The following is an 18,994-nucleotide window of genomic DNA, read 5'->3' as shown; positions in this document are numbered from 1 at the left end:
ACACACGGTATTGATGTGTGATTAACAGAATTCATATTGTTGCTTTTGGCAAAAAATAAGAAGACTTCTTCGAGGCTCGCTCTGTAACTAACAGAGTAATAGGGAAAGAAGCTTGTTAACTACATGACAATAGAGCGTCGTTGAAAACATTTTCTCTGTAGCTCATGTCGTTGAGGAAAGATAATGAAATGGTACGGTTTCCCAGCGATGCTAGCCCTTTTAGTGAGATAAGTTTATTGAAAATGTGTGATTGCAAAGTAAGCATAGGTAGTAAAAGTAGCTAGAATGATAGCTCTAAATGAAAAGGATTTCGTATGTTGAAGCATCGTTTATACCGGAGTTACACCGCTGGGTTAAAAATTGCAGCCCATATCCTTCCTATGCCGAGACCAACCTTGTTTTCCGGCCCTGGTTCGATGAATGAGCTATTAGAATCGATAACCGAGCTGGGATTTAAACGCGTTTTGTTAGTTACCGACGAAGGGTTAGTCCAAGTCGGTATTGTAGATAAGGTGCTTGAGGCTGCAGCAAAACTCGATTTACAGTTAGATGTTTTCTCGCAAGTTAAGCCCGATCCTACCTATGATCAGGTAGAGAGCGGTCTAGAGGCTTATCATCGTTTTCATTGTGAGGGCATATTAGCTTTGGGTGGCGGCTCTGCAATGGATTGTGCAAAAGTCATCGCTGCGAAAGTTACCAATAAACGGCCAATCAAAAAATTAGCTGGACTATTGAAGGTATGGCGAATGCCAGCGCCGCTTTTTGCTATTCCAACAACGGCTGGAACCGGAAGTGAAGTTACTATAGCTGCGGTCGTGTCAGATCCCTCCTCACACATTAAAACCCCTTTAATGGATCCAAAGTTGGTGCCACTAATGGCAGCTTTAGATGCGAATTTAATGATTGGTTTACCTCCTAAGATCACGGCTGATACTGGCGTTGATGCATTAACCCACGCTATTGAGGCCTATGTATCGAAAAACGCTACTCAAGAAACGATGGCTTATTCGGTTGCCGCTATTAAACTCATTTTTAAATATCTTCCTAGGGCTGTGATGCAAGGGGATGATGTCGAAGCTCGTCATAAAATGGCTATGGCATCCTATTACGCGGGTTTAGCATTTACCAAAGCGAGTTTGGGTTATGTTCATGCCTTTGCTCACACATTCGGTGCGAGATATGGAATACCTCATGGTATGGCAAACGGATTAGCCTTGTTGCCTGTGCTGCGCTTTTCATTATCAGAGATTGAGCCTCAACTAAGAAAGCTCGATGAGTTGACGGCCGAGGGGCAGTTAGGTAACGCAAGTGCTCAGCATTTTTTGGCGAATCTGGAGTCCTTGTTTTCAACTATTGATATTGAGCAAACCAGTGCGCTCATTCAACGTGAAGATGCTGATGCGCTTGTTGATTTAATTCTGAAAGAGGCGCACTGGAATTACCCTGTTCCCAAGTTCATGAACAGGGAAGAGTGCACACAGTTATTGTTAAATATCAGTAAGGTGTAAATTATAGTTTACATGTGTGGTTTTTTATCCTTACACTTTGCTTGATCTTCTGCTAAAGATCCTACAATATCGACGGCAATACAAATATGGTGTTGGTTTCGGTCCGCCGTTGCCCGATCTAATACTGATAATTTCTAATAAAGTGTAAAGATTAATATACAATGAGTCGTTCTAAAGTATTCGGTAGTACGCTAATTATTGCGGGCACTACAATAGGCGCTGGTATGCTAGCGCTTCCACTTGCCTCTGCCGGCATTGGTTTTTCAACTTCTATTATCATCATGCTAGGCTTATGGGCTCTGATGGCTTTCACTGCCTTGCTTATGCTTGAGCTTCATCAACATGCGGAGAGTAGTGCTACACTTCATACTTTGGCGAAACAGATCCTAGGTCAAAAAGGCAAGTGGGTGGCAAGTTTTGCGATGTTGTTTCTTTTCTACTCATTATGTGCAGCGTATATCGCTGGCGGTGGTGCTCAGTTCGGAGACCGCCTTGCACAATGGTTTGACCTCGATATTTCAGGGCCTACATCAACGATAATCTTTACCTTGATTGTGACTTTAGTTGTGACAGTGGGTACCGGTACGGTCGATAAAGTAAACCGAGTTCTGTTCGCGATGAAGCTCATTGCGATGGTTGCGGTGCTTTCTTTTCTTGCTCCAAACGTTACGGAATCTTACTTGTTAAGTATGCCAATCGAACAAGGCCTTGTTGTAGCGGCGATTCCAGTGATCTTTACTTCGTTTGGTTTCCACGGAAGTATACCTGCAATTGTGAATTACTTAGACGGTGACACTTCTTCTTTACGCAAAGCCGTTATTATTGGTTCGACGATTCCACTCGTTATTTATATCTTTTGGCAAATCGTGACGTTGGGTGTGGTTAGCCAAAGTACGCTTGTTGAGAACGGAGGGTTGAGCGCACTGATTGGTCAACTATCTCAGACAGTACACCAATCAAATTTGGGTAGCATTGTTGGTGTGTTTGCTGACTTGGCATTGCTGACATCGTTCCTTGGCGTGAGTTTGGGTCTATTCGAATTTTTGGGTGATACCATCAAAGGAAGTAACGATAAGCCTAATCGTTTGATTGCGGCACTAGTGACGTTTACTCCACCGCTAGGCTTCGCACTTTTCTATCCTCAAGGCTTTATTATGGCTTTGGGCTATGCAGCGATTGCCTTAGCGATTTTAGCCATCTTTTTGCCTTTGGTTATGGTGATCAAGGTTCGTAAATCGGATGATTTTACTGGGGAGTACCGCGTCGCAGGTGGTCAAGGTGCGTTAGTGATAACGGGCATCGCTGGCACTGGCATCGTATTCGCTCAGGTGTTAATTACGCTGGGTGTGCTTCCTGCTCTAGGCTAGTTGTTTAGAACGTTCTTTGAATAACCTCTAGTTACTGAATCCATCGTAATCAATCAGTATTGTTAGGCCAACGAGTTTCGCTCGTTGGCTTTTTTAATCTGGATCAAATTACCGTAAGATATCCGGTGAAAAAATTGGTAGAAATGTGCTTTTATTTCGTACACTTAAGTTGTGGTATATCGATAATTTAAGTGGAGAAAACCGCTCAAAATACCATTGAATTTGCAACACAATGAGCTTTTCTTGTTTCTCTGCTTTGGTGTGGAGGTGAAGCATGGCGCACCGGAGTTTTTACCCGTTTGCAAAACCGCTTAACGAGCAACTGCAAACGCTAAAAGGCAGGATGCAGGCGCACTTGCCATGTATTGATAGGGTGTCATTTGCAAAATATCACCCAGACCAAGATGTGCTCAAATCATTTGCAGAAAGTGAGTTCGACACTTGGTGTTTAGCCCATCACGAATCAGCATTCCGTAAACTCCACCACCTCAATATTGCCTCTAAAAACGCGGTTCCTCGTATCGTCGAAGACCTTCATGATATTAAGCACTGTCCTCGGGTTCAAATTTTACTCAAACACGGATATCAGTCGTCGGCTGCTATTCCTTGTTATGACAATAAAGCTTTTACTGGTTTTGTATTTTTGAACTCCACTCAACGTGATGCGTTTAGTTTAGAAGCGCTGAATGGTCTTAAACCTTATTTCGAAATGATTCGATTTGCGGTTGAATCAGAAACTCAAGTAGTCAATGCGATAGAAACGCTAGCGAACCGAATGCAATGTATGATGCCAGGCTATTCACCTGAGTATTACGCGCATACCAAACGCATGAAGTACTACAGTCAAATTATCGCAACGCAGTTAGCGGATCGTTATCACCTGAATGACGAAATGGTCGAAGATATTGGTATTTTTGCTCAGTTCCATTCGCTCAGTGATAGTCAGCTGCCAGTTGAAATTGCTAGCCGCCGAACAAATTACTCTCAAGAACAAGAGGCGATATTGATTCAACATATTGAGCGTTGTATCGATTCAGCGGATGACATAGTTGCCCGTATCGGAAATCCGGTTCACCCGAGTGTGACTTTGTTTTTGCAGATGATTATTTATCAGTACGAAAATTTAAATGGCACTGGTTATCCGTATGGTTTAACCAGTGATGATATACCAATAGCCGCCCAAATTACGGCTGCCGCAAATGCCTTTGATTTTATGACAACGCACCATCCGTATAGACAAGCGTGGTCCATCCCATACGCATTGTTAGAACTTGAAAAATGGGTGTATCAGGGATGGTTATGTCGAGAATGTGTTAATGCTCTGCGAGAGCATCAAGGTTATATAAAGCAAATCATCCACAAGTATCCCGAGCACTATACAGGCTTGGGATTAATGTAAAGATCAGGAAAGGAGTTGAAATGTTGACGAGGAGGAATATTTAAACAATACTGTTTTTATATACAGTAATAAGTTTGGAGGTGAAGTATGTTGTGGGAAACCCTTGAAAGAGTAAACCGCTTACGCCAACAAGCACTTGCAAATCCTGAGTTTGTTGAGTCAGCAAAAGAGCACGAACAAGCACTTCAGGAGCAAGAATACCATTATCAAACTAAGAAAAAGCGTTCAGCCAAAGACAAACAAGGTAAAAAGTCGCTGGCCGATATCTATAAAGAAGTAGAGTTTGGCGCTGACGCTCGTCATTAATGTATTCACTGCGGCATTTTTCATTTCTTCATACGCTGCAGTATTCGTTCAAATTTATGCGAGAGCAGTGGGAGACCGCTGCTCTCGTTGACCTGCCTATAATTTACTAATGAAGTTCAGCAGAGCAAATCATCACTAACACTTAGCAATTCTCTCAATGATCTTGTTGATGTAATGATAATGACAACGGTTTGCATTTGTATCTTTGTTGTTATATAAAACCTCCCTTATTAATCGTTCTGTTGAATAAGAACGGCAAACGTGATCAACGAATGAGAGCTTTGAATAACTGTTATTCGTAAATGGCTATTAGGTGAAGTAGGGATGTTGGAAGCTAAAGCACTCCAGTTTGAGATAGAAGGCAAGTCATTGCTAAAAGCGTTTGATGTGACATTTGAACCCGGAAAAACATACGCTCTTGTTGGACACAATGGTTCAGGAAAATCCACATTGTTAAAGTTGCTGGCACAGCAACAGCAATACACAGCTGGTGACGTGGTTCTGCATGGAACGAGCATTAACGATCTCTCAGCGAAAAAATTCGCCCAACACATTGCCTACTTGCCTCAGCATCTTCCGGTGACCGACAGTATTTTAGGTCGAGATTTAGTCGGTTTTGGTCGTTATCCATGGCATGGTTTACTTGGACGTTTGAGTAAGAAAGATCACGACATTGTTGAAGAAGCAATGGCGATGACAGGCACACTAAAATACGCAGATCGCTTAGTGGACACGTTATCTGGAGGAGAGCGTCAACGTGTGTGGCTAGCTATGCTGTTAGCCCAAAAAACCGAGTATTTGCTTCTTGATGAGCCTTTGTCTGCGCTAGATATCAGCCATCAGGTCGATATGTTGAAGCTTATCTCTAAACTCAGTCAAGAACTGGGCTTGGGCGTTATTATCGTATTACACGACATCAACTTGGCTGCACGATTTTGCGACTACATCGTTGCATTACATCAAGGTGATTTGATTGCACAAGGCAATGTTGAACAGGTGTTTACTGAACCTAAGTTGAGGGACATATATGGGATAGAGATGATGATCTCTAACCACCCTGCGGGTTATCCGGTGGCGATGCCAAGCTAAAGGTTGGAATAATGAGCAGTACAAACACTCGACTTAAACATTTCTCTTTCGCTCTCTCACTTAGTGCGCTTTTGGTCAGTTCTTTTCAAGCACTAGCTGACGCACCACCTCGGGTGATGTCGGTTGATTGGACACAAACTGAAACGATGTTGGCGTTAGGGGTTGTGCCCGTAGGCGTCGCTCAAGGGCAAGATTACGATGCTTGGGTAAAATCGCCACCGTTACCACCTCAAACGAAGGATGTAGGGTTAAGAACTCAACCCAATATAGAGCGTATTTACGAGCTCAGACCTGACCGTATTTTTATTGCCCCGTACTTCTCCTCAATGAAGCATCGTTTAGTCGATATTGCCCCCGTTACCACGATTGACTTATATGAAAGCGGGATCACAGATTGGTCGGTACTTACTCGTTTCACTCGGAGGTTTGGTGAAGAGCTGGGAAGAGAAGCGGAAGCAGAGGCGCTTATCCAACAATATGAAAAACGTTTCTCTTTATTAAAACAGCGCATAAACAAAGACCAGCCGCCGCTTTTAATGATTCAGTTTATGGATACGAAGCACGTTCGTGTTTTTGGTCAAAATAGTCTTTACTCTCAGGCTATCGAAAAGATTGGGCTGAGTAATGCATGGAATGAAAAGACGAATAGCTGGGGCTTCAGCCTAGTTGGCATCGACAAGTTAGCTGGCATAAAAGCTCAAATTGTTATCGTAGAGCCATTACCTTACGGTGGAGCGGAGCAGCTCTCTCAAGACCCATTTTGGCAATATGTTGTTCAACAATCTGGTGAAAAGGTCATGCAAGTCGCACCCGTTTGGAGTTTTGGTTCTATGCCTTCAGCTCTCCGTTTCGCAGAGTTAGTTACGGCGAGTAAGGTCGAGGAGTTAACACAATGAAAACGATGCCTTTAAGCTTTGTGGTGTTACTTTCGGCATTTACCTTTTCTATTGGTGCTTTCCAATTGTACCAAGTAAGCTCATTTTCGTTGGCTCTAAGCAGTTTATGGGAGCCTAACTTTCAATCTATCGATTCTGTTTTACTTCACTTTAGCTGGTGGCCTCGAGTCTTCACCACGATTATATCTGGTGCTGGATTAGCGGTTGCTGGGGTATTGATGCAGCAAGTGCTGCGTAACCCTCTCGCTTCACCCACGACACTTGGTGTGGCGAGCGGTTCAAGTTTTGCTTTGATGTTAGCTACGCTATTCGCACCTTGGATGTTGGATATCGCGCCTAATTTGGTTGCTCTCATCGGCGGTGTGATATCGATGGGGTTGGTGATGCTGTTGTCATGGCGACGAGCGTTATCTCCAACGGTTGTCGTCGTTTCTGGGTTAGTGATAAACCTGTACTTTGCATCATTAAGTACGGTTATTCTGATGATGAATACCGAAAAGCTGAATGGGTTAATGATATGGGGAGCCGGTTCGCTTGTTCAGAGTGGATGGGGAGATTTCTCGTATCTTGCCCCTCGAATCGCACTTGCTACGGTCGTTGCATTTGTGATTGCAAAGCCGTTAAGTCTGTTGGAACTCTCCGAGCAAGGTGCCAAGAGTTTAGGTGTCTCGCTAGCTAAGTTGCGTTTTGTCTGTCTTGGGCTTGCGGTGTTAATCACTTCTTGGGTGGTTTCTGCCGTAGGAATCATCGGTTTCATCGGGTTAGCGGCGCCAGCGATTACTCGATTGATAGGTATCAATAAAATCCAGCATAAGCTTTGGGTATCAATGCTGATTGGTGCCATGTTATTGACTTTAACCGATTTGGTTATTCAGCAACTGCCGGGGCTAATGGCGAGTTTTATACCAACGGGAGCAGCAACCGCTGCACTGGGCGCTCCGCTACTGTTATGGCTGTTACCTCGCTTATCACAAAAGACGCAGGGCCATACTCAAACAGTGTTAACTCGACATCGTGAACATGTTTACAAGCTAAACCCTAAAGCGATCTCATTGGCGTTGATCGGCACGTTAATTTCTGTTGTTCTTTTTGCCACGGTTGCTGTGCAAAATGAAGGGTGGGCAAACTTATTTGCTAGCCAAAATTGGATTTTTTTGGAGTGGCGCGCACCTAGATTATTTGCAGCAGCAATTGCGGGGGCAATGTTAGCGATTGCTGGAACCATGATTCAACGCCTAAGTGGAAACCCAATGGCAAGTCCTGAAGTGATCGGTATCAGTTCAGGGACAGCGATGGGATTGATCATCGCGATGTTTACTGGGTTTGGTTCGTCAATTTTCACTCTTTCTCTAGGCGGGCTCGTAGGCGCATTAGCGACGGTATTAGTCATTGTGCTGCTAAACCGTAAGTCAGGCTTTCAGCCGGAGCGTATTTTGTTGACTGGTATTGCGATAACCGCACTGATGAATGCAATACAGAGCTTTATTCTAGCCACTGGTGACCCAAGAAGTTATCAAGCATTGGCTTGGTTGTCTGGGTCTACCTACTATGTCTCGGTTGAAACGTTACTCCCATTGTCTTTATCTGCGCTTGTCTTTATAGGGTTGAGTTTTCTCTGCGTAAGATGGCTAGATATTCTTCCTGTCGGTGCCGCTTCCTCTAAAGCACTTGGAATTCGAGTTGATCGTTCACGCGCAATACTGCTTCTTTTAGTTGCTTGTCTCACGGTCAGTGCGACATTGGTTGTTGGCCCGATTAGCTTTGTTGGGTTGTTGGCTCCGCATTTAGCTCGCTTATTTGGTTTTAACAAAGCGTCACAACACATGTTATGCGCCGCGATACTGGGGGCAGGGGTGATGTTGTTGGCTGATTGGTTGGGACGACAGGTCCTTTACCCGCAAGAAATACCAACAGGGCTTATGGCGTCTCTCATTGGCGGTTTGTATTTAATGTGGGGTTTACGCCGTTTATAGAGATGAGTTAAGCCTCAACCAAGAAAGTACTTATACAAATAAGCACTCGTAGTGGCATTCGTAACCTATGCGAGTGCTTTATGCAAAACCTCTGGTTTGTCTTTTACGGAAACAACTGGCGATGCCGTAACTCGCTTTTCTTTCAGCGGTCGCTGAAGTCATGAAGGGTTGGTTTGGCTGCCGACAAAAAGGAGAAGAATATGACTCGGCAGTTTATGCTGACACCAACGTCGATGGCGGTTGTATTAGCTTTATCAACGCCAAATGTCTTGGCTCAGGAAGATGAAAATATAGTTGTGATTGGACAGCAGCAAGACAGTGCAGTTGGTCCAGATTTTAGTTATCTCGGAGCGAAGAGTCGGGCAGCGACGAAAACTGATATTGCTATCAATGAGACTCCAAGAGCGGTGTCTGTTGTTACGCGAGAGCAAATGGATGATCGTGCCTCTATTAGCATTTCTGACGCACTACAGTACACACCAAGCATTCAAACTAATTATTTCGGCGAAGATAACAAGCAAGATTGGTTTATTATTCGTGGTTTTAAACAAGCGAACAGCGGGTTGTATCAAGATGGTACCCGTTTATATTCTTCTGGCTTCTATAGTTGGCAAATAGATCCGTTTGCGTTAGAGAGGGTTGAAGTTTTACGTGGTGCAGCGTCTGTTCTTTATGGGCAAAACCCTCCAGGTGGGGTTATCAATGTTGTCAGTAAGCGACCTCAATTTGATGGGGGATCAGGACTTGTATCTTTAGAGTACGGTTCTGAAGACCGTAAACAACTTTCTCTTGACGTAAACTCTGAGGTGAGTGAGCAGCTAGCTTTCCGCTTTCAAGGGTTAGCGAGAAAAAATGGGACGAGAATTAGTGGGGTAGAAGCAGAGCGCATTCTTCTCTCTCCATCGATGACGTACAAATTTAATGAGACGTCTGAAATTACCTTTCTAACGAGCTATCAAAAAGACGACTCAGATCCTTATCTGCAATTTTTGCCAGTTGAAGGAACGTTAACGCCAAACAAAAATGGAAAGATCAGTGATAGTTTAGCGATAGGCAATCCTAACTGGGAGACGTTTGAGCGTGAGCAGGTGTCTTTAGGCTATGAGTTTTCTCATGCATTTAATGATACCACTTCATTTGTTCAAGCAGCTCGTTACAGCGAAATGGATGTTAAGCTAAGACAAATGTATTCGTACGTTTACTCGGCTGACGTGCCTGCGTTGGGGCCGGCTTTGGACCCATCAAATGAACGCAAAACCATACTTAGGGGTGCTTCAACAGAAGATGGGTCATCTGATGCTTTTAATATCGATAATCGTTTGATGCACCAAGTAAATTGGGGAAGTGTTGAGCATAACTTGATGTTGGGCATAGATTTTCAAATGATCAGTATCGATGGTAAAGATTTTGCCAATGACCCTATAGTTGCTAATGGTAATGCATTATTAAACACACCAATGGGAGCTTTGCCCGATCCTAGGTTTAATGTATTTAATCCTACTTATTCGGATAACATAATGTTACTCGATCCGAATACGCTACAACCATTGAGCGAAACCGATAAGCAAAGAACGAAAATCGATAATCAGCAGCTCGGCGTCTACTTTCAAGATCATATGCTGATCAACGATAAATGGGCGATGTTATTGGGGGCACGTTACGACGATACAAGTAATGAAGTACATAATGTTACCACTGGTGCTCGCACGAAAGTCGATAATGGAGAGTGGACGTTTAGCGTGGGAACGGCTTATATTTCTGATTCTGGCTTCACGCCATACTTTAGTTACTCTCAGTACTTTGATCCAATTATTCAAGAAGACAGCAATGGTAAGTCAGCGAAGCCTGAAAGCGGTGATCAATTTGAAATCGGTATGAAATACCAACCGGATTCATTTGATGGTTATTTCAATATTGCAACGTATCGGGCAACAAAAGAAAACTTGGCTCGTATCTACTTGAGTGAATTAACGCAAATAGGAAAAATAGAAAATAACGGCGTTGAGTTTGAAGCTGTAGCTAATGTGACACCATCCTTAACATTGATCGGGAACATTGCGTACGTTGATGCAGAGATAAAACAAGACATCAATAAGGCATGGGTTGGCAAAACGCCTTCCCAAGTGGCGAATACCGTATCATCAGCTTGGGCACATTATCGTTTCTTTGATGGACCTCTTGATGGCTTTGCTGTTGGCTTAGGCGCGCGCTATACAGGTGAGTCATACGGAGACAATGAAGAGAGACTAAAAGTACCAAGTTATTTCTTAATGGATGCGACGGTCAGTTATCGAATCGGCGATTACAAGTTACAAGTCGCAGCTAAAAACATCGCGGATAAAAAGTACATAGCGACATGTGATGGCTTTTGTTGGTATGGCGACCGACAAAATGTTATTGCAAGTTTAACTTACGACTGGTGAGTTAACGTATAAATAAACACCCCTAACTTTAGGGGTGTTTATTTAGAAATCGGCTTTACGGACAAAGTGCGGGTTTTTGTACTTTTTCTGCGGACCAAACGATGATACGACAAGTTTGTTCCATAATGTTTTGTCAAACTCACCCTTTGGAATCGAAGGGTAGAGGGTTTCCTCTTCTTCTCTTGCAAAGTTCATATATTGTTTCTTTTTAATTTGATTGTACTTTTTGGCGAGCTGGTTATGTTTTCTTACCCACTCCAGCTTGTAATTGTGGAGCACTTTTTCACCATCTTCGAGACTCATTCGAGATAGGAACAGTCGCTTGTATGAGACCTTTCTGTCCAGCATTGTGCGCATAACGGTTTGGATATATTTACCGTGATGCGTAATGGTAATGTCGTTTTCATCAATAGGAGTGACACACCAGCCTTTAGGTAAAAAGTCTGGCTTCTTAAATTGCTTATTACGCTCCATTAGCGCCTGATGTAAAACTAAATCAGAGGTGCCGCGGAACGTCTTTTGCCATTTACCGATACGAATTTGAATCGAACCAGGCAAGCGATAGATGTTAGTAAACTTATCTTTGTCCATGGACTTGTGTCATGAGATTAATGTGCATAATTAGAAAGCGGAATTCAGTCCAATGCCACAGGCAGTAGACTTAAGTACCGTACGATTTTACAACGACCTTGCGCGATATAGCGAGGGGTTATGTCAATAATAGGTAAGAAATAGAAAATTAGTTCACATTATGAAGAAATTGGAAGCTAACAGGTTAAATTTTGAAGTTACACCAATTATGCCCATGCCGACTAAATAAAAAGAAGGCACGGGCATAAAATCACACCGCTTCTTCGAGTTGCTTGGTGTCTTCTTCAATCTGTTGTAGATGTCGGTTTGCTTGCTGTAACTGATACATTTGGGCATAGCGACCATTTTGCGTTAAGAGTGCTTTGTGTGTGCCTTTCTCGACTAACTCCCCATGATGAAGAACAATGATTTGGTCTGCATCTAGGATAGTTGAAAGCCGATGAGCAATAACAACGAGCGTCATGTCTTGTCTGAGTACCGCCAAGCTCTTTTGGATTAAAGCCTCTGTTCCTGAGTCAATATTTGCGGTTGCTTCATCCAATATCAATATCTTAGGTTTTACCACAAGCACACGTGCTAACGCCAAAAGCTGTTTCTGACCCGCAGATAAATTAGTTTCGCCTTGACCTAACTGCGTGTCTAGCCCGTTAGGGTAACGATGAATTTGTTCTGCCAAACCAACCTTGTCTAACGCATCCCATATTTGATTGTCATCAACTGCCCGACTGAGAGAGATGTTTTCTCTGACTGAAGCAGGGAGAATATGTGGATCTTGTTGAACCATTGCCACATCTTTGCGAAGTACGTCTTTCCCTAATGTTTTAAGTGGACGACTATCTATGAGCAGTTCACCACATTGCGTTGGATAAAAGCCCATTAACAGTGACGCTAATGTGCTTTTACCGCTTCCTGTATGCCCGACAAGCGCGATAAAGTCTTGGTGGTTGGCCTTCAACGAAATGTCTTTTAGGACGTCCTGTTTACCATCGTAGCTAAATGTGAGGTCTTTAAGTTCGATAGCACCTGACCTTAATGGTTGATGATCGTCCCCGTAAGTTTGTTCTTTCGCGTCAATCAATTCAAAAACACGTTCGCTTGACACTAACGCCTGCTGAAGTAGAGCAAGTTGCTGAGTCATCTCAATTAGTGGTTCAGTAACTCGCGCAAGATAACTGATAAATGCATACAGTACCCCCACACCAATCAACTCAATACCATTAAAACCAAAGATCGCAACCAAGCAAAGCAACGCAAGACCAGCGAGTAAGTCCATTAATGGTCTTAGCAGATAGCCGTTTAGCCGAATCACTCGTTTAGATGCCACCAGATGCTCTGCGGTTAGCTCGTTGAACTGTTTATTAAAACGCTCTTCTTGTTGCATTAATTGAATGACACTCATCCCTTGAATGGATTCACTCAGATTCGCATTTATATCGGTCAATAGGTCACGCATCTTTCGGTAGCTTTCTGTACTTAGCTGCTTAAACAAGTACATAAAGCCGATGACGATCGGCAGCAATACAAGCACAACGAGTGTGAGCTTCCAGCTCATGAAAAACATAACGCCAAGCATTACGACAATCATGACCACGTTTTTCACCACGGTCGCGATCAAAAGCTCATAAAATTGCTGTAAAGATTCCGTATCGTTGGTGATTCGCGACACCAATTTTCCAGCAGGAGTGTAATCAAACGCAGATAACGGCTGCTTAATCACGCCAGAAAATACTTGCTTACGAATCGCTTTGATCGTGTTAGCCGCGACAATGCTAAATTGCAATGACTGAAAATACTGGAATGTTGCCGATACGATCTGAAGAGCGATATAACCTACTGCTAGCGAAATCAGAACACTTTGTGAATAGTCACCTTTAGCGATGTGCTCATCAATGAAATATTGAATCAACCAAGGGCCGCCGGCGCTAGCTAACGCTGCAATAAACAGCAAGGCGAGTCCTTTAATCATTGGCTTTGGTTGAGATAATGGGTAAGACATTAACCGTTTAAACGTGCTGGTCTGGTTCATTCATTATTCCTCCATCGCCTGCTCTAGTTTCTGATACTCGAACATCTCGGCGTACCAGCCTTTATGCGCTAATAACGCGCTATGTTGCCCACGTTCAGTAATGTGTCCGTGATTCAATACAATGATCTCGTCTGCTGCTTCCAAAGCGGTGAGGCGGTGCGCAATAACGATTAGGGCCTGATTACGGTAGTATGTTTCCAAATTCTTAAGGATTTGATGTTCGGTCCGTCCATCAACAGCGGAAAGTGCATCGTCCAAAACCAACACTTGAGCATTCAGCAGCATAGCGCGTGCTATCGCAATACGTTGTTTTTGCCCGCCGGAGAGTGTAATGCCTTTTTCACCAACTTCTGTTTGATAGCCTTCAGGAAACTTTTCAATATCGTCATGTATACAGGCTAACTTTGCTGCTCTATAGACTTCTTCTTTCTCTGCATTAGGGTTGCCTAAGGCAATATTTTCGAAGATAGATTTGGAGAATAGAAACGGACTTTGGTTAACGACAGCAAAACGGTTGCGCCACTGCGGTAGTAGGGCATCCTTGATCTCGACATCCCCGAATTTAATTGAGCCGTTTTCTAAATCATGTTGACGCAAAAGTAGTGTTAACAGGGTCGATTTTCCGCTTCCTACAGGCCCTGCAACTCCCAACATTTTTCCGGGTTCAAGTTCGATGTTTACTTCCGTCAAAGCGGGCGGTAAATCACTAGACCAGTGGAAATCGTCGATATCAATTTTTAACGGAAGTGGTTTATTTTCTATTGGCTTATTACCACTGATAATTTCTGGCTTTTCATCAAAGATCTCTTGTAGTCGGTTCCATGCGGCAGAGCCTCTTTCTAAAATGTTAAATAGGAATGCGAATGCCAGCATCGGCCATATCATCAACCCTAAATACATCGTAAATGCGGTCAGATCACCAAGCGTGATCTCACCTTTATCAACAAGGTAAGCACCAGCAGCGACACTAAGAAGGAAAGAAAGACCGATGGTTAACTGAATTGCCGGGTCAAATCTAGCATCGACTCTTGCGACAGCGATGTTCTTCTCGCCAGTATCATCCACAACCTCTTCAAAACGTTGCTGCTCTTGGTTTTCTAATCCGAAAGCACGCAGCATTCGCACGCCATTAAGTGACTCTTGTGTCATGTCTGACATGGTAGAAAAGGCTTCCTGAGCGACACGAAAGCGTTGATGTAGGATACGCACAATAAAGAAGATGATGATGGCAAGAAATGGCATTGGAAGAAGCGCCATTACGGTGAGCTTCCAGCTTACTTGCGTTAGCATAATGATTAAAACCGCAATACCAGTGATCAAAGAGTCTGCGGCGGTTAAAACCCCTTCGCCGGCTGTCATAACGATATTACGCACATCATTAGTGCCACGAGCCATCAGATCCCCCGTCTTGTAACGTTCAAAAAAACGAGGTGGCTGTGTCGATAAATGCCTATATAGACGGTTACGTAGAATGGTCCCGAGCTCCCAGCTTGCGCCGAAAAGCCAAATTCGCCATAAGATGCGACACCCATAAATAGTAAAGATCAGTACAGTTAACCCTGAGAGCCATAGAATCAGCGTATTTGTATCTAAAGTGTTGTCTACGACGCCATCAACGATGATGCCAACTGCTTTGGGCGGAACAAGCTGTAGTGCTGATATCACAGCGAAAAGCAGAATGGATCCGACATAGTGCCTCCACTTTTGTTGGAAATACCAACGTAGCTGCCAGAATATTCTCATTACGCCTCCCGCTTTAAATTATTGAATTTGTTATAGAACTATTATTGAGCGAAATGATGAGTTTACAAGCACAAGTTATAGGCGGGTTTAAAAACGATAGATTGTTTCAATTATAGCCATGTGTCGGCGCAAATTACTGGTTTTATCTCTATGAGCTAACTGTGCGACGACATTATGTGAAATAGTTGTTAATGGTTGTTTTGGAGCCATTACCTTGCAATAACGATGAAGACACCAAAAGTAAAAGTGTTACTGCCACTCTATATGGGAATTAGCAATCGTCAGTTTGTATTTTGTATTTCACTTGGCCACCAGGAGTTTCTGGGTAGTAAACTTCGACATAACACATATGTTCTGGACCAACAGGCTTGTTTGCAAAACCAATAAGGAAGTAGGGCTCGTCTGGGCTGTCTACCCCATACCAAGTGTTGATAGTGAGTTGCGGATCAAAGCCTGCTAGCTCTTTTGCTGGAATAACATTTTTGATAAATCCAAAGTAACCAATTAGGTCGTTATGGCCGTCATTATCTAGATCAATGTTATATTGTATGCCGCCATCTACTGTCTCTTGAGATTGAATCACTGCTTTGGTGTAGACAAAGTTGTTGGCGGTCATGAGTGCTTCTCTGGCTCCATATAGAACCGCCACTCTGGCATCTTTTTGTAAGCCAAGAAATTTAGGAAATGCAACGACGCTTACAATACCAAGAATGATGATGCACACAATGAGTTCAATAAGAGTAAATCCTTGAGAGCGACGCACAGCCTTTCTCCATGTTTTAGAAACGAATAGGCGGCTATTCTGATATAGAAACGTTCAGGTCAAGTATTAAAAAAGAATGATAATAAGAGATCGGGATTGCAAATCTCAAATATAAAACAAGTTGCTTATTTTCGAGATGAGGAGTGATTTTGATAAAAACCAAGGAATGAACTCGAGAGGATAAAATCCTCCCGAGTATAGCGACTAAGATTCGTGTGTCAGAGCACTGCTGTTACGTTTAAAAATGAATCGCCAAATAAATAAGACAATTGCGATGTAACCTAATCCTACACCAAGCGCTTGCCAGTGCATGCCGTTATACATCGCGATTGGCATCAAAGAGATGATGAAGATGTCAGTGATTGAGCCTGGGACATAAGCGATGGCGTAATCATCAAGTACCTTGCTACGCATCTTTGGATCAACGATACGAAGTAGAGCAATACCCATAGCTACCGTACCGGTCAACCAACCCCAAGAGAAGATGCCTTTCTCAAACCAATCTTCACCCATGATTCGCGGCGCTACCCAAAAGATTAACCAAAGTGTGAAGGTGATACCGCCAATTGCTAGTACTACCATAGGCATTAAGTACTGGGCTAAGACGGTAATCTTGATGGCTGAGATACCAAAGATAATCAAATAATCGGTACTGATGCCCGCAGCGTGTTTGAATGCACCGTCACAAAGATAGCGTGAAGCTTTGGTTTGTTTCGCGATGATTCGCACAAGCATGCCGCCAAGGAAGCCAGTTACAAACGTCGGGATCTGCACCTTATCGTGGAAAGAAGACAAATAGTTGGCTGCGACATAAGAGAAAGCGGTTACGACAACCACTAACGCAGCGTGAATCGCGAAAGAATCAACAGACAGGGAAGACATGGTGTCTTTCATTACCGGTTCTTGATCATCAGGCTTAACAAGGCCTTTGCGTTCGTGTTCGTCCATGCTGTCGAATGTCGTAAAGCTACGAATCCAACCCATCTTCAATGCGAATTGCAGCATGAGCATGCCGACAGAAATCGAAATGAAAATACCCACGGTTGCGAAGGTTAAGCCAAGTGTGAAGCCATCTTCCCAGCCAAGCCCCGTGAAGATTTCACCAACCACAGAGGCAGAGCCGTGACCGCCCATAAAGCCCGCAGACATTGTCACACCAAAGCCGGGATTAATCTCTGGCCAGAAGAAGGTAGTGATCGCGAGACCAAACATTGCCGCAAACAACCACTGAGAAACAGAAGCGATTTGGTTGAATGCCCACAATGAGCCAGCGCGCTGTGCGACGGTTTTAGGTGATGGAACATCCGTTGCCAGACCTAACGCAGAAAAAAGTGCAGCAGTTAACAGGCTTGCGTTAGCGGTAAAGGTGTCGGTCCAAGGCAGTACGTTTAGCAGGGCTGGTCCAAAAATCAGACCGAATAATCCCGCGAGAACCGCCGATGGAATGTACATACGTTGTAGTAGTGGCGTGTGAACGCGAATGACTTTTGCCAAAATCAATAGTAAGCCAGCAATGGCTAAGTCAGTCAGCATTAGACCTTTAGGCATTTTATCCTCCAGTAAATGCAGTCAAGGGGTAGCGTCCTTGTGACCAACCTTGATTGAAAAATCGCTCCCAACGAAAAAAGTCACATACGTGACCAAAAGTGTTGAGAAATCAATGTCGTTTTCATAAGCAAAGGAATGTGCTTATGCAGTTTGAAATGAGTGCAAATGTCGTGATTGCGCACGAACTTGAAGAGAAATTAGATTAAATTTCTCGATGTTATTTTGATAGTTCACTCAGGAAAGGCGGCAATCCTAGTCACTTTGTCAGAGCAATGCAATTGATGGGAATCAACAAATGATGTTCACTAAATGAGCGTTCTATACTAACGACATGAAAAATAAAGATAATTAGCAAGAAATAATATTTGTCATATCGACAATAAAAGTTGATTGAGTGGTTAAATTGTCGCCGCTTTATGAGGTGGTGTTACGGATTCACATGCGAAAGAACAAAATCAACCAAGGTGCGGTTTTTAAGGGAAAGCTGTTTTGAACGGTAAAGCAGATTTATCGGTTTTGGCTTGGGAGCATGTTGCTGGAGAATTTCTACCAAGGCACCAGATTGAATTTCCTGTTCAACTAAGATCTTTGGCTGCAGAAGAACACCAGAGCCTTTTAACGCGGCAAACTTAAGTACATCGCCATTATTAGACGTTAATCGGGTGTTGCTGTTTCCAAAGGTATTAGATGGCATGTTCACCACTTGTTGGCTTTCTCCTTGGTGATACTGAAACCCCAAACAATGATGATGTTCAAGGTCATCAAGCGATTGGATAGGGGCATGTTGCTCAAGGTAAGAGGGTGAGGCGCAGTAAGTCATGTGGTATTCACCCAATTTTCTCGCGACTAACGACGAATCGACCAATTCACCAATTCGAATAATCACGTCAGCTTCGCTTCGATATGGGTCAATCAAATTGTTGTCCAACATCAGCTCAACGTTCAAATCGGGAAATTCAGCTAAGAAGTCAGCCACGATAGGAGCAATGACCTTTTTGCCATACGTGACAGGGCAGTTAACTTTTACTGTTCCGGTTGGACGGTTGATCAGCGTCTGGATCAGGTTCTCTGCGTTGGTGATGTCTTCAATAATGCGGTGGCACTCTTGGTAGTAGAGTCTACCGGCTTCGGTCAGGGACTGTTTGCGCGTGGTGCGATGAATCAGCTGTGTACCTAAGCTTTGCTCAAGAAAGCTCACGTGCTTGCCAACCATGGTCGGTGAAATATCAAAGTGGTGTGCTGCATTACGAAAGCTGCCGTGTTCGACCACGTAAGCGAAAACTTTCATGCTTGTTAATTTATCCATTGCACACCTAGAGTTGATAAAGAAATAACTAAAGCAGAGTTTATCAATCAAATGAG

Annotated in this window: 14 protein-coding genes; 8 read left to right on the top strand and 6 right to left on the bottom strand. The window is 43.5% G+C overall.

Annotated elements, in window-relative coordinates; translation table 11 throughout:
- Window positions 1-314: 314 nt before the first annotated feature.
- The 8 genes from R7041_RS04520 (at window position 315) to R7041_RS04485 (ending at window position 10,961) form a co-directional block, all read left to right on the top strand.
- On the top strand, window positions 315-1,508 hold the full coding sequence (locus R7041_RS04520) for an iron-containing alcohol dehydrogenase (protein ID WP_047102205.1): 1,194 nt from the start codon (window positions 315-317) through the stop codon (window positions 1,506-1,508).
- A gap of 161 nt (window positions 1,509-1,669) precedes the next feature.
- Complete coding sequence (locus R7041_RS04515) at window positions 1,670-2,875, top strand: aromatic amino acid transport family protein (protein ID WP_033905238.1); 1,206 nt, start codon at window positions 1,670-1,672, stop codon at window positions 2,873-2,875.
- Window positions 2,876-3,149: 274 nt separating this feature from the next.
- Window positions 3,150-4,274 carry an HD-GYP domain-containing protein gene (locus R7041_RS04510; protein ID WP_206949536.1) on the top strand — a complete coding sequence of 375 codons (1,125 nt, stop codon included), beginning with the start codon at window positions 3,150-3,152 and terminating at the stop codon, window positions 4,272-4,274.
- Between the two features lie 87 nt (window positions 4,275-4,361).
- Window positions 4,362-4,580, top strand: a complete 219-nt coding sequence (locus tag R7041_RS04505) for a hypothetical protein (RefSeq protein WP_005377723.1) — start codon at window positions 4,362-4,364, stop codon at window positions 4,578-4,580.
- Between the two features lie 324 nt (window positions 4,581-4,904).
- Complete coding sequence (locus tag R7041_RS04500) at window positions 4,905-5,669, top strand: ABC transporter ATP-binding protein (RefSeq protein ID WP_206949534.1); 765 nt, start codon at window positions 4,905-4,907, stop codon at window positions 5,667-5,669.
- Window positions 5,670-5,680: 11 nt separating this feature from the next.
- Entirely contained in the window at window positions 5,681-6,565 is an 885-nt protein-coding gene (locus tag R7041_RS04495; RefSeq protein WP_206949532.1) for an iron-siderophore ABC transporter substrate-binding protein, read from the top strand.
- Window positions 6,562-8,538, top strand: coding sequence for a Fe(3+)-hydroxamate ABC transporter permease FhuB (fhuB, locus tag R7041_RS04490; protein ID WP_005377716.1), 1,977 nt, complete (start codon window positions 6,562-6,564; stop codon window positions 8,536-8,538). The genes R7041_RS04495 and fhuB overlap by 4 nt, the downstream gene beginning before the upstream one ends.
- Window positions 8,539-8,738: 200 nt before the next feature.
- Window positions 8,739-10,961 carry a TonB-dependent siderophore receptor gene (locus R7041_RS04485; protein WP_005377714.1) on the top strand — a complete coding sequence of 741 codons (2,223 nt, stop codon included), beginning with the start codon at window positions 8,739-8,741 and terminating at the stop codon, window positions 10,959-10,961.
- A 42-nt stretch (window positions 10,962-11,003) separates the two neighbouring features.
- Here the strand turns inward: R7041_RS04485 and R7041_RS04480 are convergent, their stop codons facing one another.
- The 6 genes from R7041_RS04480 to R7041_RS04455 form a co-directional block, all read right to left on the bottom strand.
- Window positions 11,004-11,552, bottom strand: a complete 549-nt coding sequence (locus R7041_RS04480) for a hypothetical protein (RefSeq protein WP_206949530.1) — start codon at window positions 11,550-11,552, stop codon at window positions 11,004-11,006.
- Between the two features lie 250 nt (window positions 11,553-11,802).
- Window positions 11,803-13,578 carry an ABC transporter transmembrane domain-containing protein gene (locus R7041_RS04475; RefSeq protein ID WP_005377709.1) on the bottom strand — a complete coding sequence of 592 codons (1,776 nt, stop codon included), beginning with the start codon at window positions 13,576-13,578 and terminating at the stop codon, window positions 11,803-11,805.
- A gap of 3 nt (window positions 13,579-13,581) precedes the next feature.
- Complete coding sequence (locus tag R7041_RS04470; RefSeq protein ID WP_031778970.1) at window positions 13,582-15,321, bottom strand: ABC transporter transmembrane domain-containing protein; 1,740 nt, start codon at window positions 15,319-15,321, stop codon at window positions 13,582-13,584.
- Window positions 15,322-15,592: 271 nt separating this feature from the next.
- Window positions 15,593-16,084, bottom strand: coding sequence for a type II secretion system protein (locus R7041_RS04465; protein ID WP_005377704.1), 492 nt, complete (start codon window positions 16,082-16,084; stop codon window positions 15,593-15,595).
- A 204-nt stretch (window positions 16,085-16,288) separates the two neighbouring features.
- Window positions 16,289-17,632 (bottom strand): sodium/glutamate symporter, encoded by a 1,344-nt coding sequence (locus R7041_RS04460; protein WP_206949528.1) that lies wholly within the window; start codon window positions 17,630-17,632, stop codon window positions 16,289-16,291.
- Window positions 17,633-18,059: 427 nt separating this feature from the next.
- On the bottom strand, window positions 18,060-18,938 hold the full coding sequence (locus R7041_RS04455; protein ID WP_206949526.1) for a LysR family transcriptional regulator: 879 nt from the start codon (window positions 18,936-18,938) through the stop codon (window positions 18,060-18,062).
- Window positions 18,939-18,994: the final 56 nt, after the last annotated feature.

The organism is Vibrio sp. 1751, assembly GCF_033339895.1.
In the GTDB taxonomy this organism is placed as follows: Bacteria; Pseudomonadota; Gammaproteobacteria; order Enterobacterales; family Vibrionaceae; genus Vibrio; species Vibrio alginolyticus.
Note: the sequence above shows the minus strand (reverse complement) of the source record. Positions and strands in the feature narration are given on the sequence as shown.

Excerpts from the sequence above, each read along its gene's own strand:
- R7041_RS04495 (WP_206949532.1), top strand. The coding sequence starts at position 5,681 with ATGAGCAGTACAAACACTCGACTTAAACATTTCTCTTTCGCTCTCTCA.
- R7041_RS04505 (WP_005377723.1), top strand. The coding sequence starts at position 4,362 with ATGTTGTGGGAAACCCTTGAAAGAGTAAACCGCTTACGCCAACAAGCA.
- R7041_RS04510 (WP_206949536.1), top strand. The coding sequence starts at position 3,150 with ATGGCGCACCGGAGTTTTTACCCGTTTGCAAAACCGCTTAACGAGCAA.
- R7041_RS04480 (WP_206949530.1), bottom strand. The coding sequence starts at position 11,552 with ATGGACAAAGATAAGTTTACTAACATCTATCGCTTGCCTGGTTCGATT.
- R7041_RS04475 (WP_005377709.1), bottom strand. The coding sequence starts at position 13,578 with ATGAACCAGACCAGCACGTTTAAACGGTTAATGTCTTACCCATTATCT.
- R7041_RS04460 (WP_206949528.1), bottom strand. The coding sequence starts at position 17,632 with ATGCCTAAAGGTCTAATGCTGACTGACTTAGCCATTGCTGGCTTACTA.
- R7041_RS04500 (WP_206949534.1), top strand. The coding sequence starts at position 4,905 with ATGTTGGAAGCTAAAGCACTCCAGTTTGAGATAGAAGGCAAGTCATTG.
- R7041_RS04515 (WP_033905238.1), top strand. The coding sequence starts at position 1,670 with ATGAGTCGTTCTAAAGTATTCGGTAGTACGCTAATTATTGCGGGCACT.
- R7041_RS04470 (WP_031778970.1), bottom strand. The coding sequence starts at position 15,321 with ATGAGAATATTCTGGCAGCTACGTTGGTATTTCCAACAAAAGTGGAGG.
- R7041_RS04520 (WP_047102205.1), top strand. The coding sequence starts at position 315 with ATGTTGAAGCATCGTTTATACCGGAGTTACACCGCTGGGTTAAAAATT.
- fhuB (WP_005377716.1), top strand. The coding sequence starts at position 6,562 with ATGAAAACGATGCCTTTAAGCTTTGTGGTGTTACTTTCGGCATTTACC.
- R7041_RS04485 (WP_005377714.1), top strand. The coding sequence starts at position 8,739 with ATGACTCGGCAGTTTATGCTGACACCAACGTCGATGGCGGTTGTATTA.
- R7041_RS04455 (WP_206949526.1), bottom strand. The coding sequence starts at position 18,938 with ATGGATAAATTAACAAGCATGAAAGTTTTCGCTTACGTGGTCGAACAC.